Source organism: Bauldia sp., assembly GCF_965232525.1.
In the GTDB taxonomy this organism is placed as follows: domain Bacteria; phylum Pseudomonadota; class Alphaproteobacteria; order Rhizobiales; family Kaistiaceae; genus Bauldia.
On record NZ_OZ246980.1, the window covers coordinates 543,527 to 557,969 of the forward strand.

The following is a 14,443-nucleotide window of genomic DNA, read 5'->3' on the forward strand; positions in this document are numbered from 1 at the left end:
GTAAACGCTGTGAGCTGGATCAGTAACGTCGTTCGACCGAAGATCAGGAACCTCCTCGCCAAGCGGGAGGTACCGGAGAATCTGTGGATCAAATGCCCGGAAACGGGCGAGATGGTTTTCCACCGCGATCTGGAGGCCAACCATTTCGTCGTGCCCGGCTCCGGCTTCCACATGCGGATGACCGGCAAGCAGCGGTTCCAGCATTTCTTCGACGACGCCACCTGGGAGACGATCCCGACCCCCGATGTCCCGGCCGATCCGCTCAGATTTCGCGACGAGCGTCGTTACACCGACCGGCTGCGCGACGCCCGTGCCAAGACCGAAATGACCGACGCGGTGACCGTCGGCGCCGGCACGGTCGAATCCGTGCCGGTTGTCGCAGCGGTCCAGGATTTCAACTTCATGGGCGGCACGCTGGGCATGGCGGCCGGCGAGGCGGTGATCACCGCGCTCCGCGCGGCGCGCGACCGGGAAAAGCCATTTGTGCTGTTCGCCGCGTCGGGCGGCGCCCGCATGCAGGAAGGCGTGCTGGCGCTGATGCAATTGCCGCGCACCACCGTCGCCGTCGAGGAGTTCCGCGAGGTGGGCCTGCCCTACATCGTCGTTCTCACCAATCCGACAACCGGCGGCGTCACCGCTTCCTATGCGATGCTCGGCGATATCCACCTCGCCGAGCCCGGTGCGCTGATCGGCTTCGCCGGGCCGCGGGTGATCGAACAGACGATCCGCGAGAAGCTGCCAGATGGCTTCCAGCGGGCCGAATATCTGCGCGACCACGGTATGGTCGACATGGTCGTCCACCGTCACGAACTCAGGTCAACGATCGCGCGGCTCTGCATCCTGCTCGGCGCGGGTCCGGAGCCGGACGTCACCGAGCCGGACGAGGAGCCGGAGACCGAGGAGCAGCCGGCAGCCGAAGAAGCCGAGGCCGACGCCGCCTGAACCACACGCACCGACGATGGACCGCCTGAACGCCATACTGGAGCGGCTGCTCCGCCTGCATCCGCGCGAGATCGACCTGTCGCTTGGCCGGATCGAGGACTTGCTCGCCGATCTCGGGCATCCGCAGCGGCAGCTCCCGCCGGTGATCCACGTCGCCGGCACCAACGGCAAGGGATCGACCACCGCGTTCATGCGCGCGATGCTGGAGGCCTCGGGACACAGCGTCCACGTCTATACCTCGCCGCATCTCGTTCGCTTCGCCGAGCGCATCCGGATCGGCCAGCCCGGCCGGGGCAGCTTCGTCGATGATGATTTGCTCGCCGACACGCTGATCGAAGTCGAACGCGCCAACGCCGACCGGCCGATCACCCAGTTCGAGATCACCACGACCGCGGCGCTGGTCCTGTTCGCTCGCCATCCCGCCGACGCACTGCTGCTCGAGGTCGGCCTTGGTGGCCGGCTCGACGCCACCAATGTCATCGACCGCCCGCGCGCGACGGTCATCACCTCGGTCTCGGTCGATCACGAGAAGTTCCTCGGCGATACGGTCCCCGGCATTGCCGCCGAGAAGGCCGGAATCCTGAAGCCCGGCCGCCCCGCGGTGGTCGCGCCCCAGGCCCCGGATGCGCTGGCCGTCATCGAAGATCGCGCCATCGAGGTCGGCGCCCCGCTCTTCGTCGCCAATCAGGACTGGGTTGCCGCGCCCGAGCGGGGCCGGCTGGTCTACCAGGACGAAGACGGGCTGCTCGACCTGCCGAGCCCGCGCCTGGTCGGCCGCCACCAGTACACCAATGCCGGCACCGCGATTGCCGCGCTCCGCCGGTCAGGCTTCGAGATCGACGCCCCGTCGATCGAGGCGGGGCTTCTCAAGGTCGAGTGGCCGGCGCGGCTGCAGCGGTTGACCGAGGGTGCGCTGGTCGGCCGGGCGCCGGCGGGCAGCGAACTGTGGCTCGACGGCGGCCATAATCCCGGCGCCGGGGTGGTCATCGCCGAGGCGATGGCCGATCTCGAGGAGCGCGTGCCGCGGCCACTTTATCTGATCGCCGGCATGCTCAATACCAAGGACCCGGTCGGCTTCTTTCAGCCGTTCGCCGGCCTGGTGCGGCGCGTTTACACCGTGCCGGTTCCTCATTCGGCCGCTGGCCGCGATCCGGTGGAACTCGCGGCAATCGCCGGCGAAGTCGGCCTATCGACCGAGCCGTCGGACAACGTCGCCGACGCCCTCGACCGCATCGCCGAGGAAGTCGACGGCGACGGATCACCGCGAATCCTGATCTGCGGGTCGCTTTATCTCGCCGGCGCGACGCTGTCCGACAACGGCACGCCGCCCCGTTAGCGGTCTCTCTGTCGAAGCCCCTTCCCCTCTTTGCGGCGATCCCGGTTCGCGCCAACCGTTTCCACCCGCCCCTGCGTCGTCCTCTGGCTTGACCAGAGGACCCATCGAAACCGTTGCTCCGATGAAGATCGTGATGCCGGCCTTGGCGCTTCATTGACCAACCGCGCACCGGCGATAGCGGGTCCTCTGGTCAAGCCAGAGGACGACGGGTGGTGGTGGTCCGGGCCACGCGCGGATGCCAGAGCGAAGCCAGAGGACCGGTTGCACGCGACGAGGATTTCCGCACGGGGATCGGCTAAGCGGCTACCCTCGGCGCCTCCGGTGCGCCGACTGCGTGGAGCCGCAATCCCTCCCGGTTGAGCCAGGCCTTGGCCTCCTTGGTCCGCGGGCAGACCGACTCGACCAGGTGCCAGAACCGCGGGCTGTGGTTCATTTCGTGGAGGTGCGCCACCTCGTGGGCGGCGAGATAGTCGAGCACGAAGGGCGGCGCCATCACCAGCCGCCACGAGAAGGACAGCGTTCCGGTCGACGAACACGAGCCCCAACGCGTGGTCTGATCGCGCAGGCGGATCGCCTTGACCCGGACGCCGAGCATCATCGCGTGCCTGGTGACCGCCTGATCTAGGTCGCGCCGTGCCTCGCGCCGCAGGAAGTCGATCACCCGCCGTCGCAGGTGTTCGGGCCGGCCGGATACCCACAGCTCCGGGCCGTCCGGGCCGTCTTGAACCGAGACGGTCCCCCGCAACGCGCCGGTGTGGTGGATACGGTGTGATGTTCCCCGGAACGGGATCGTAGCGCCGTCGGCGATCGGTTGCGCCGTCGGCTGCCGCCCCATCTGCCGCGCCAGCCACCCGGCGTTACGGTCGAGAAAAGCGCGGGCCTCGGCGAGGGTGCCGCGCGCCGGCATGGTCAGCACTGGCCGCGCCGCCGGCGGCCCGACCTTCAGCGTGTAGTTACGGGCACGGGGATGCCGCCGCAGCGCGACGGCGACGGTGCCGTCGTCGGTCGCGACGTCGAAGTGCTGGGCGCCGGCTGGCGACGTCTTGGTCTCGAAGAGGGCCATGCTCTTCTCGGGGCAGCGAATCAATCAGCCGCCATTCTGCGCGATTTCGGCGCCGTCGGGAATCCATGGGCCGCCGGCCGCCGGCGGCACGAATCAAAAACGGCGGGGCAAGGCCCCGCCGTCGAACCGTCACGGCGTCGCTCGATCAGAGATCGATCGTCTTGTCGTCGTCGCCGTTCTTGCGGCTGGTCTCACGGTCGCGCATGAAGCGATCGAACTCTTCCTGATCGCGGGCGCGGCGGAGGTTCGCCATGAACGTCTCGAACTCCTGACGCTCCTCCTCGAGCTTGCGGCGCTCTTCCTCGAGCCGTTTCAGCTCGCGGGTCCGGTACTCGTCGAACGCGGCGTTGCCGGTCCGTGCGTGGGACGAACGCCGCCCGCAGCCGCGGAACTCCTTCGACCAGTCACGCTTGGCGCCTTCGAAGTGGTTGCGAATCTCGGGGATACGATCACCCCAGATGATGTAAGCCAGCATCGCCAGGCCAAGCGGCCAGAAAAGGATGAACCCGAGCACCATCAAACCGATGGTTAGCGGCGTCCAAGCCGGACGCAGGGCATACGAATTGACCATCATTCTCCCCTGTCTTGGTGATGATCAGGACTTGGGGATGGTCCGATTGTGATTCAAGCAAAACGCGCGCGGCTTTACGTAAGTTTACATTCAGGTCGTTGAAATCACGAAGCTTTCTTGGCGAGCGCCTTGGCCTGGGCGATCCACCTCTCGCGCCCGATGCGACCCGGGAATCCGAGCTCTTCCTCGATCCGGGTAATGTCGGCCGCCTTCAACGCCGCCAGGTGGGAGAAAGTCTCGATGCCTGCCTGGTTGAGGAGCTTTTCGGCTTTCGGGCCAACCCCGGCGATCTCCTGGAGCCGGTCCTTCTTTCCGGACTTGGCCTGACGCGGCGCTGGCTTGGCGGTGGCGCCGGCACGCGGCGCTTTCGCGCCATTCAGCTTCTTTCCCGCGCCATTGGCGCCTGGTCCGCCGAAGGTGGCGATGAAATCGGCAATCCGCGGCGCGATCTCCGAGCGGAACCGCGACCCGTTGAACACCCCGTAATGGCCGACCTTGGGCTGCATGTAGTGCGCCTTGCGTTCCGGCGGGATGCCGGTGCAGAGATCATGAGCCGCCTTGGTCTGGCCGACGCCGGAAATGTCGTCGTTCTCGCCTTCGACGGTGAACATCGCCACCGAGCGGATCGCGCCCGGATCGACCGGCTCGCCCCGGTGGGTCATCGTGCCCTCCGGCAGGGCATGCTTGATGAACACGGTATCGACGGTCTGCAGATAGAACTCGGCGGTGAGATCCATCACCGCGAGGTACTCGTCATAGAAATCGCGGTGCTTCTCGGCCGAATCGCCATCGCCCTCGATCAGATGGCGGAAAAACGACTGATGCGCCTCGACATGGCGATCGAGGTTCATGCCAAGAAAGCCCGAAATCTGCAGGAATCCCGGATAAACGTCGCGCATGAAGCCGGGGTGCGGGAACGGCACCTTCATGATGACGTTGTGGCGGAACCAGTCGAGGTCGTGATTGTGGGCCAGCGTGTTGACGGCGGTCGGGTTGATCCGCGTGTCGATCGGTCCGCCCATCAGCGTCATGGTCGCCGGCAGATGTGCATCGCCTCGGGCCTCCATCAGCGCCACCGCGGCGAGCACCGGCACGGACGGCTGGCAGACCGCCATCACATGGGCACCGCCACCGAGGAAGTGCAGCATCGAGATCACGTAGTCGATGTAATCGTCGAGGTCGAAATTGCCCTCCGACAGGGGCACCATGCGGGCATCGACCCAGTCGGTGATGTAGACATCATGGTCCGGCAGCATGGTCTCGACCGTGCCGCGCAGCAGCGTCGCGTAGTGGCCGGATATCGGCGCGACGATCAGCAATTTCGGTTGATTGGCCGCGGCCCGCGACGCGCTCTTGGAGAAATGGAGCAGATTGCAGAACGGCCGGCTCCATACCACCCGCTCGTTGACGGTCACCTGGTCGCCGGCGACCACGGTCGACGTGATGCCGAATTCCGGCTTGGCGTAGCGCCGGGTCGTGCGCTCGAACAACTCGGCCGTGGCGGCAACGCTCCGCCCGAATGCGGTATGGGACAGCGGGTTGAGAGGGTTCTTGAAATAGAGGCGCGTAGCGTCGGCGGCAGCCCGCAGCGGGCTCAGCGCCGCATGATTGAGTTCGTATAAACTGTAATACGGCAAAGTTCCTGCCCCCATCGTTGCAACATCCATTTCACTCGGGCCCCCACCCGCAAGCACTTCTTTTTTGCACTGCAACAATGATATGGTGTGGTTAGGTGCCGAAGCAAGCAAAACATACTATTTTTCCAACGATTCCATAGGGCTTGACCGATGTCCGATCCGACCGCTCCGTCACGTTACGTAGCGGATCACAGCCTCAGGCTCGCGACCATTGTCCGCCTACGCTGGTTGGCTGTCGCCGGCCAATTGGCGGCGGTCCTGGTGGTGCGATTCGGACTCGGATTCCCGCTGCCGCTGGTGCTCTGCCTCGGTCTGATCGGGCTATCGGCGCTTCTCAATATCGTCCTACGAGTCCGGTTTCCGGCCACCCAGCGATTCCGCAGCACAGCAGCGTTCTGGCTCCTCGCCTATGACGTCCTGCAGCTCGGCGCCCTGCTCTACCTCACCGGCGGCCTCGACAATCCGTTCGCCGTCCTGCTGCTCGTTCCGGTCATCGTCTCGGCAACCACCTTGCCGCCGTTGCCGACGACGCTGCTCGGCGCCCTGGTGGTCGCCACCGCGACCCTGCTCATCATCGTCCACGAACCGCTGCCGTGGTACCCGGCCGATCCGCTCGACCTGCCGCTGATCTATGACGTCGGGGTCTGGTTCGCGCTCGTCTCGGCCTGCGCCTTCACGGGGATCTACGCATTCCGCGTCGCCGAGGAGGCGCGGCAGCTGGCGCGTGCCCTGAACGCCACCGAGATGGTGCTGGCGCGGGAGCAGCATCTCAGCGCCCTCGACGGCCTGGCGGCAGCGGCGGCCCATGAGCTCGGGACACCGCTCGCCACCATCGCCCTGGTGGCCAAAGAGCTGGAGCGGGAGATCCCGCCCGACAGTCCTCACGGCGAGGACATCGCGCTTTTGAAGAGCCAGGTGCAGCGCTGCCGCGATATCCTTGCCCGGCTGACGTCGCTGTCGGACGAGACCGACCACCCCTACGCCCGCCAGCCGATCTCGCACCTGATCGAGGATGTGGTCGAGCCCTACCGGGCCGGTGACATCGAGATCAAGGTCGCCAAGACCGACGGCGGCGGCAAGGCGGAGCCGGTCGGTCACCGCAATCCCGGAATCATCCAGGGGCTGACCAATCTGGTCGAGAATGCCACCGACTTTGCACGAAATCGGGTGGAAGTCGGGATCGAATGGAACGATCGTGACGTGACGGTTGTCGTCGCCGACGATGGGCCCGGCTTCGGGCCGGGTGTGCTCGATCGGGTCGGCGAGCCCTATGTGACAACGCGCGGAGATTCGGACCGATGGCGCAATGATGACGAGGCGGGCGGATTGGGCCTGGGGCTGTTCATCGCCAAGACGCTGCTGGAGCGCAGCGGCGCCGACCTGTCGATGGCCAACCGCGAGCCCGCCGATACCGGCGCCGTGGTGCGGGTCACCTGGCCGCGGGACCGCTTCGACGCCGAGCCGCCTCGGAGCAAAACCGAAGGCGGCGGAACAACTTGGCCCGCCGAAATCGAGGCCCTATAACCTTTCAAAACTGCGGAAGCGACACTATCTCGCACTCGAGGCTTATGGGTGAGCCGATGCACGTGGACACGGAAAGCACCGACATGTCTTTGCTGATCGTCGACGATGACAAACCCTTCCTGCAACGTCTGGCGCGGGCGATGGAGACCCGCGGCTATGAGGTGGACACCGCCGACAGCGTCGCCGAAGGCAAACGCAAGGCCGAAGCGGCGCCGCCGGAATACGCGGTCGTCGACATGCGCCTCGATGACGGCAATGGGCTCGACGTGGTCGAGCTGATCCGCCAACGCCGGCCGGATTCGCGCATCATCGTCCTCACCGGCTATGGCAACATCGCCACCGCCGTCACGGCGGTGAAGCTTGGTGCCCTCGATTATCTCGCCAAGCCCGCCGATGCGGATGACGTCCACTCGGCCCTGACCCGCGACCCGGACGAGAAGGCGCCGCCGCCGGAGAACCCGATGTCGGCCGACCGGGTCCGCTGGGAGCATATCCAACGGGTCTACGAGCTGTGCGACCGCAACGTCTCGGAGACCGCTCGCCGGCTCAACATGCACCGACGCACCCTCCAGCGCATTCTCGCCAAGCGCGCGCCGCGCTGAACCCAGATCGTCAGAATTCCACGCCGCCCGCCCCGGGGTCGATCAGACCATGAAGGCGAATCGCGGCGGCCTGGCCAAACCGCATCATCATTGCCTTGCGGGTCGCGGCGGGCAGCCGGTGTTCCGGCGCCTCGCGAACGAGTTCGCCGCTATAGGCGTCGGCGAGGATCAGCCCCGTATCGTCGGGGAAAATGTCCAGTGGGACCGCCGCGCAGGTCGCGAAGAACAGCCGGTCGCACGAAAGGCGATACTCCGGCCATTTCCCGTCCGTCCGAAAATCCGCAACCGATGACTTGATCTCGGTGATCCAGATATCGCCGCGTGGGCCGAGCGCGACGACGTCGGCGCGGCGCCCGGTTGCCAGCGGCAGTTCGTAGACGATCGCGAACCCTTGCGTGCGCAGCAGGCGACCGACGCCGCGCTGGATGGCGGCGGCGGTATCCGACTGCCGACCATCGGGCGAAGGAACCATCGATGCGGTCGTGTTCAGCATCCAGGCAGGATGCCACGGGTGTGCCGAGTCGCAAAGCGATCGGCGTGAGCGGTCGGTGAGCCTACGAGCCGAAAGAAGCGACGCGGTGCGCGCCCTCCGTTCGCTTGAACGGGGGGCGCGGCGAAGCCGAGTCGGGGCTGCGGGGCAACAACGTCTCGCCGCTAAACAAAATTGTCGATGATGAAGTCGGAGTATTTCAGCTTTTGGCCAGCGTCGACCTTGGCAAACCGCACGGGGGCAAAGCCACCGCCGTCGCCGTCGATGTCATAATAGACATTGCCCGTGGTTTCATCATAGATGATCCGGTCGTCGCCGTCTTCGGCCTCGGTGCCCCTGCGAAAGGCGGACTTTTCCAGCGGTCCAGGGGCAAGGGCGAGGAACGCGTTTTGATCGAGGATGAACGTGTCCTTGCCGGACTCGAAGTTCTTCACCCGATCAAAATCTGTCAGATCGTCGAAGACGAACTTTTCCTTCTTGTCTCCCGCGATGAGTTTGTCTCTGCCGAAGTGCCCCCAGATGTAACCGGTGATGTTGCCGTCGCGGTTGTCCAGCTTATCGTCCTCGAAACCGAGACGAACATCGCCCTTGATCTTGCCGGTGTTGGTGAGGGTGAACTCTTCGCCGGTTGTGCCCGAGACACCCCCCTTGATCTTACCCTTATTGATCAGCGTCATATCGCCGTTTGCATTGAAGACGGCAGCGTAGCCGTCTTCGAGCGTTCCACCCTCGATCACGCCATCTTTCTGGTTGACGACTTTCGATCTTAAGTTTTCGTCGATAGCAACAAGATAGATCCCAAACTGATCAGACTTGATTGAGTCGTAGTTCTTGATGACCGGGCCCTTGGTCGAGCCGACGAAAAACCCTACGGAGTAGATACCGTAGGTATAGCCGTAAATCTCGCCGTGGTTCTCTGTCGCGAAGTCTCCCTGCTCAGGGCTGTATATGCCCGCGACGTTGCCAAATATCTTGCCGTGATTTTCGACCGACCCATTGACGTCGGTGCTTAACACAGGGTCGAAATACACGCCAAACGTGCCACCATTGATATGGCCGGTTTCCTTGTTGATGAGCGTCCCATTGTCTCTGGTGAACCACACGCCGTAGGCGGAGTACGAATAAATGTACCCCTTGTTGACGAGCGTGCTGTCAGTAAATTCACTAACGACCGTCGGACCATTCGCGCCGACATCAACCTCCTTGTCGATCTTCCATTTCTGACCGGACTTGGAAAACGCGATGGCATAGTCGCCGGGCATGAAGATATCGCTGGTTTGCTTGGGCATGACCTCAATCCTCCACGTTAATATTGCCTATGGGGAAAGGCGTGCCATCAACAGCAACGCCCCCCTAATCGCCCGGCGGATGCATACACTATTTGCGCGAAGCGGCAGTGACCAAAAAACAGGCATCGGCCACCGCCGTTGAGCGGACAATGGTCCTATGACATCGTTCCTGGACACCCACGCAGGCGGGATGAATCCGGTCCGATCGGACGGACGCGATATCCGCCCATCCACCACCCGTCCGCGCCCTCCGTTCGCTTAGGCGGAGGGTGCGGCGACGCCCAATCGGGGCTGAGGGCGGAGGACGCCTCGCGGCTAAACGAACGTGTCGATGATGAAGTCAGAGTATTTCAGCTTTTGGCCGGGGTCGACCTTGGCGAACTGGTCGGGGCCGTTGCCGCCGACCCCGTCCAGGTCGGCATACAACTTGCCGCTTTCCTTGTCGTAGATGATGCGGTCGTCGCCGTCTTCGGCTTCGGTGCCCCTGCGAAAGGCGGACTTTTCCAGCGGCCCAAGGGACAAGCCGTTGAATTCCGCCGGATCGAGGAAGAACTTGTCCTTGCCGGACTCGAAATTCTTCACCCGGTCGGAATCAGGAAGGTTGTCGAAGACGAACTTTTCCTTCTTGTCTCCCGCGATGAGCTTGTCTTTGCCCTCTTGGGCAAAGATGTAGCCTTTGGTCTTGCCGTCGCGATTGTCGAACGTGTCGTTGCCATCACCGAGGTAGACATCGCCCTTGATCTTGCCCTCGTTGATGACCTTGTCATTGCGGCTGTTGTCAAGCGAGACAACGCCTTCGATTGCCCCCTTATTGGTCAGCTTGACCTTGGCATTGGTGAAAATCGCGGCGCCATCGGCTTGTGAGGTGGTCAGCCCACCCTTGATGATCCCATCTTCGCCATTGGTGATCTTGGCCCTTCCATCTCCGGCAACGGTAAGCTGAACGGCTAACCCCTGAAACCCGCCTTCTATAAGGCCGTTGTTGATAACCTTAGGTCTGAACGCAGAGTCATTAAAATTGACGGTGACAGCAAAGCTTGTGGATTGAACGATACCTTCATTCTTGAAGTCTAAATCACCGGGTCCGGTGTAGTTCACTCCAAAGGCACCCGACAGTACTTTACCATAATTCTCTATGGTACTGTTAAGACCGACTGACGAGACGTCGATGCCAAAAGAGCTTCCAAATATAGTTCCGTCGGCCTTATTGATCACCTTCATATTGGCGCCGGATGAGAAGCTAACGCCGGAACTTCCACCGAAAAGCGTCCCTTTGTTGACAAGCGTACTGTTGTCATGGTCGCTGAAGACCCCAAAACTAACGCCCCCCACAGTGACGTCTTTTAGCACCTTCCATTTAATACCGGGGCCTGAAAACTCTATGCCTATACTGGCAGCGTTGATTAGGTCGGTTTTTTGCTTAGGCAAGATTTGTTCTCCTGGGTTTGCTGTTGTCGAACGTCGTAGGCAACGACGTATCAGGCCGATATGGGATGCAAGTTACGCGCCGATGTGGTTAATGGCGGCGCTCCGATCGTGGGAACAGGGATCAGCAAACGACCTGACGAAGAGGCTTGTTCAATACTGACGCTTGTCCCGCCGGCGGCCGTAGCGCCAGCGGTCGTGCAGCCACAGCCATTGTTCCGGATTCTCGCGGATCCACTGCTCGACCATACCGTGGACGACGATGTTGGCTTCCTCGGCGTCGATCTTGCCGTCCGCATCGCGCGGAAGGTCCAGTGCCGGCGTCATCGTGATGCGAAAGCGGCCGTCCGGCAGGCGAATGGCATAGGCCCCATGGACCGGGCACTCATAGCGCCGCGCCAGCCAACCGATGACGGGATTGCTGAGCGACGGCCGGCCGAAGAACGGAATCAGCTGGCCAGCGCCAATCCGTTGATCGATGACGACGCCGACATGTCGGCCGCGCGCCAGGGTGCTCGCGATTTTGAGCGCCGCCCCGCGGCCCGACACGACCATCTGGTCGTAGAAACCGTCGCGTAGGCGTTCGATTTCCTCGGCAACGTAGGGATTGGCCGGCGGCCGGTAGAGCGCCGTGAGGGTGAGACCGATCCGCGCGCCAACGGCCGCCACCAATTCCCAGTTACCGAGGTGAGCGCCGAAGATAATGCCCGCTCGTCCGCCATCGCGGAGTGCATAGGCGTGATCGAGCCCGTCGACCATGACGACGCCGTCATGGGGATTACTCGGATCGAAGGCGTCGGCCAGATCCTGAAGGAAAGGGTACTCCATCGTCTGCCGGGCAAGATTGCCCCAGACCGCGGTCAGCATCTTGGCGCGCTCGGCCTCGCTCTTGTCGGGATAAGCCGCCGCCAGGTTCGCGGCCGCGACCCGGTTTTCGCGCGAGAGGCGGCCGACGGTCGGCGCGACCCCGGCAGCGATCGCCGAAGCCCGTTCCCGCCCCATGGCGCGGTCCCATTTGAAGATGAATCGGACCAGGCCGGCCACCCGCCGCTTGAGGAAGTCCGAATTGGTGATACGGCCAAACCCGGACTGGCGGCGCCGCTGTTTCTCGGCCTTGCGGGCGGCTTTGCGTGCTTCTTTGCGCCGCCGTTTGCGGGCCTCCCGCGCCCGTCGCCGCGCCTCCCGTTTCAGCTTTTTCGCGGCGCGATCGCCCGCCTCGGTGGGATCGTCGGGCGATCGCTCGTTCACAGGGTCACGATGATCTTGCCGAACACCTGCCGCGACTCCAGCCGCGCCAGCCCGGCATCGATCCCATCGAGATCGGTGACCGTGTCAATCACCGGCTTGACCGTGCCATCGGCCATCTTGGCCAGCGATTCCTTCAGGTTGCGGATCGAACACCCGAAGCTGCCGATCAGGCGGAGCTGCTGCTGGTAGAGCTGGAACAGGTTGATCTCGCAATTGATGCCGGTGGTCGAGCCGCAAGTGACCAGGGTCCCGCCACGCTTTAGGCAGAACATGCTCTTGGCGAACGTATCGACGCCGACATGTTCGAAGACGACGTCGACGCCGCGCTTCTTGGTCAGCTTGCGGACCACGCTCTCGAACCGGTCCTCCCGGTAGTTGATGACATGGTCGGCACCGAGCGCCTTGGCCTTGTCGATCTTGTCGTCACTGCCCACTGTGGTGATCACCGTGGCGCCGGCGGCCTTGGCGAGCTGGATCGCGGCCGTTCCGATACCGCTGCCACCCGCCTGGATCAGGATCGTCTGGCCCTCGGTCAGCTTAGCGTTGTCGAACAGCATGTGCTGCGGCGTACCAACGGTCACCGGCGCGCAGGCCGCGGCGATGACGTCGACCCCGTCCGGAGTCGGAATCGCAAGCCGCGCGGCCATGTTGACCCGCTCGCGGGCGAGGCCGTCGACATGGAAGCCGCGAATGCCGGCGACGTTCTCGCAGAGGTTATCGCGGCCCGACAGGCAGGCGGCGCAGTGGCCGCAGGTTTCCGCACCATAGATCGCGACCAGTTGCCCGGGGCGAAGATCGTCGACGCCCTCGCCGACCGCCTCGATGGTGCCGGCCGCCTCGACACCGACGACGATCGGCAGCTTCCGCCTGGCGAACGCCATGCCCCGCCAGCCCCAGACGTCGATGTGGTTGAGCGCGACCGCACCGATCCGCACCTGAACCTCGCCGGGTCCGGGCGGCGGCGGGTCGGGCAGATCGACGGCGGCGAGCTGCCGGCTGTCGAGGAGCTGGAGGGCACGCACGCAAGGAATCCCGTTCGGTCAGGCCGGCTCGGCGGAGATGATCAGGCAGGCGTTCTGGCCACCGAACCCGAAGGAATTGGACAGCACCATCGACACCTCGGCCTCCCGTGCCGTGTTCGGCACAACGTCGAGGTCGATGGTCGGATCGGGCACCTTGTAGTTGATCGTCGGCGGGATCGTCCCGGTCTGGATCGTCTTGATCGAGAACACCGCCTCAAGCGCACCCGACGATGTCAGGGTGTGACCGATCATCGATTTGTTCGAACTGATCGGGACACCCCGCAGCCGTTCGCCGAACACCTTGTCGAGCGAGAACACTTCCATCTTGTCGTTCTCCGGGGTGCCGGTGCCATGGGCGTTGATGTAGTCGATCTCGTCGGGGTGGAGCGAAGCATCGTCGAACGTCGCCTCGAGCGCCCCAATGATCGCCGAGCCGTCGGGCTTGGAGCGGGTCCGATGGAAGTCGTCGTTCTTGTCGGCCGCGCCGCGGATCACCGCCAGGATGTTGGCACCCCGGGCTTTGGCGGCGTCGTAATCCTCAAGTACCAGCGCCGCCGATCCCTCGGCGATGACGAAGCCGTCGCGATTCTTGGAGAACGGTTTCGCCGCTTCCTCCGGCGGCCCCTTGAATGACGACAGGGCCGAGAGCAGCGAAAACCGGATGATCTCCTCAGCGGTCACCGAACAGTCGGTCCCGGCACACAGCGCCGCCTCGGTCTCACCACGGCGGATGGCCTCGACACCGAGCTGGATCGCGGTCGCCCCTGAAGCGCAGGCGGTCGTCAGCGAAATCGGCGCGCCCTTGGTGCCGAACCGATCGGCGATCTTCTCCGAGACATAGCCATAGAGCGCGCGTTGAAACTCGTCGCGATCGTTGGACTGCTCCGCGATGCGCGACATGCGATCGTAGGCATCGCCGTCGCCACTGCTGTTGCCGGCCTCGTAGAGCCAGCGACGGGACGGCCAGCCGAGTTCGACCGGCGGAATCGCGGTGTAAAGCGGCCCCGGAAAGTCGCCGGGCTTGCCGATCCCCGCCATCCGAACGGCCTCGTCGACGGCAAGTTCGCCGATCGTGAGCTTCAGATCGCGCAGCTCGACCTCCGGCATCTCCACGGTGCCGGCGAAGGTGGTGCGCAGATGGGTCGTAGGGAAACGGGTGATCTCGCGGATACCCGACTCGCCGGCGACCAGCGCGTCCCAATTGTGATCGAGGCCCGCCCCGAGCGAAGAGACGGCGCCCATTCCCGTGACGGCAACCACTGGACGGCCGCGTTTGTCGCGTAGAGCCATGATC

12 protein-coding genes and 1 pseudogene are annotated in these 14,443 nt (G+C 64.0%); 4 read left to right on the forward strand and 9 right to left on the reverse strand.

Annotation, left to right across the window (positions count from 1 at the left end):
* Positions 1-9: 9 nt before the first annotated feature.
* Both accD and ACO076_RS02535 read left to right on the forward strand, forming a co-directional pair.
* A pseudogene (gene accD / locus ACO076_RS02530) lies at positions 10-958 on the forward strand (acetyl-CoA carboxylase, carboxyltransferase subunit beta); the annotation flags it as partial.
* Positions 959-2,278, forward strand: coding sequence for a bifunctional folylpolyglutamate synthase/dihydrofolate synthase (locus ACO076_RS02535; RefSeq protein WP_421726653.1), 1,320 nt, complete (start codon positions 959-961; stop codon positions 2,276-2,278).
* A gap of 295 nt (positions 2,279-2,573) precedes the next feature.
* On the opposite strand, the gene ACO076_RS02540 is transcribed toward ACO076_RS02535, so the two are convergent.
* The 3 genes from ACO076_RS02540 to phaZ all read right to left on the reverse strand — a co-directional run bounded on the left by ACO076_RS02540 (position 2,574) and on the right by phaZ (position 5,564).
* Entirely contained in the window at positions 2,574-3,341 is a 768-nt protein-coding gene (locus ACO076_RS02540) for a M48 family metallopeptidase (protein WP_421725168.1), read from the reverse strand.
* A gap of 145 nt (positions 3,342-3,486) precedes the next feature.
* Positions 3,487-3,912 carry a DUF2852 domain-containing protein gene (locus ACO076_RS02545; protein ID WP_421725169.1) on the reverse strand — a complete coding sequence of 142 codons (426 nt, stop codon included), beginning with the start codon at positions 3,910-3,912 and terminating at the stop codon, positions 3,487-3,489.
* Between the two features lie 104 nt (positions 3,913-4,016).
* Complete coding sequence (gene phaZ, locus ACO076_RS02550; protein WP_421725170.1) at positions 4,017-5,564, reverse strand: polyhydroxyalkanoate depolymerase; 1,548 nt, start codon at positions 5,562-5,564, stop codon at positions 4,017-4,019.
* A gap of 135 nt (positions 5,565-5,699) precedes the next feature.
* Here phaZ and ACO076_RS02555 point away from each other — a divergent pair, with 135 nt between their 5' ends.
* Entirely contained in the window at positions 5,700-7,073 is a 1,374-nt protein-coding gene (locus ACO076_RS02555; RefSeq protein ID WP_421725171.1) for an ActS/PrrB/RegB family redox-sensitive histidine kinase, read from the forward strand.
* A gap of 44 nt (positions 7,074-7,117) precedes the next feature.
* Complete coding sequence (locus tag ACO076_RS02560; RefSeq protein ID WP_421725172.1) at positions 7,118-7,675, forward strand: ActR/PrrA/RegA family redox response regulator transcription factor; 558 nt, start codon at positions 7,118-7,120, stop codon at positions 7,673-7,675.
* A gap of 10 nt (positions 7,676-7,685) precedes the next feature.
* On the opposite strand, the gene ACO076_RS02565 is transcribed toward ACO076_RS02560, so the two are convergent.
* The 6 genes from ACO076_RS02565 to ACO076_RS02590 form a co-directional block, all read right to left on the reverse strand.
* A complete protein-coding gene (locus ACO076_RS02565; RefSeq protein WP_421725173.1) occupies positions 7,686-8,147 on the reverse strand; it encodes an MmcB family DNA repair protein in 462 nt (153 codons plus the stop codon).
* 182 nt (positions 8,148-8,329) lie between these two features.
* The gene (locus ACO076_RS02570) at positions 8,330-9,454 is read right to left on the reverse strand and encodes a hypothetical protein (protein ID WP_421725174.1); all 1,125 of its coding nucleotides are present in this window, start codon (positions 9,452-9,454) and stop codon (positions 8,330-8,332) included.
* A 315-nt stretch (positions 9,455-9,769) separates the two neighbouring features.
* Positions 9,770-10,882: a hypothetical protein gene (locus ACO076_RS02575; RefSeq protein ID WP_421725175.1), complete on the reverse strand. Its 1,113-nt coding sequence runs from the start codon at positions 10,880-10,882 to the stop codon at positions 9,770-9,772.
* 150 nt (positions 10,883-11,032) lie between these two features.
* Positions 11,033-12,127, reverse strand: coding sequence for a lipid A biosynthesis lauroyl acyltransferase (locus tag ACO076_RS02580; protein WP_421725176.1), 1,095 nt, complete (start codon positions 12,125-12,127; stop codon positions 11,033-11,035).
* A complete protein-coding gene (locus ACO076_RS02585) occupies positions 12,124-13,149 on the reverse strand; it encodes a zinc-binding dehydrogenase (RefSeq protein ID WP_421725177.1) in 1,026 nt (341 codons plus the stop codon). The genes ACO076_RS02580 and ACO076_RS02585 overlap by 4 nt, the downstream gene beginning before the upstream one ends.
* Before the next feature lie 18 nt (positions 13,150-13,167).
* Positions 13,168-14,442, reverse strand: a complete 1,275-nt coding sequence (locus tag ACO076_RS02590; protein ID WP_421726654.1) for a beta-ketoacyl-ACP synthase — start codon at positions 14,440-14,442, stop codon at positions 13,168-13,170.
* Position 14,443: the final 1 nt, after the last annotated feature.

Coding starts and splice junctions, on each gene's coding strand:
- ACO076_RS02535 (WP_421726653.1), top strand. CDS start 959: ATGGACCGCCTGAACGCCATACTGGAGCGGCTGCTCCGCCTGCATCCG.
- ACO076_RS02540 (WP_421725168.1), bottom strand. CDS start 3,341: ATGGCCCTCTTCGAGACCAAGACGTCGCCAGCCGGCGCCCAGCACTTC.
- ACO076_RS02545 (WP_421725169.1), bottom strand. CDS start 3,912: ATGGTCAATTCGTATGCCCTGCGTCCGGCTTGGACGCCGCTAACCATC.
- phaZ (WP_421725170.1), bottom strand. CDS start 5,564: ATGGGGGCAGGAACTTTGCCGTATTACAGTTTATACGAACTCAATCAT.
- ACO076_RS02555 (WP_421725171.1), top strand. CDS start 5,700: ATGTCCGATCCGACCGCTCCGTCACGTTACGTAGCGGATCACAGCCTC.
- ACO076_RS02560 (WP_421725172.1), top strand. CDS start 7,118: ATGGGTGAGCCGATGCACGTGGACACGGAAAGCACCGACATGTCTTTG.
- ACO076_RS02565 (WP_421725173.1), bottom strand. CDS start 8,147: ATGGTTCCTTCGCCCGATGGTCGGCAGTCGGATACCGCCGCCGCCATC.
- ACO076_RS02570 (WP_421725174.1), bottom strand. CDS start 9,454: ATGCCCAAGCAAACCAGCGATATCTTCATGCCCGGCGACTATGCCATC.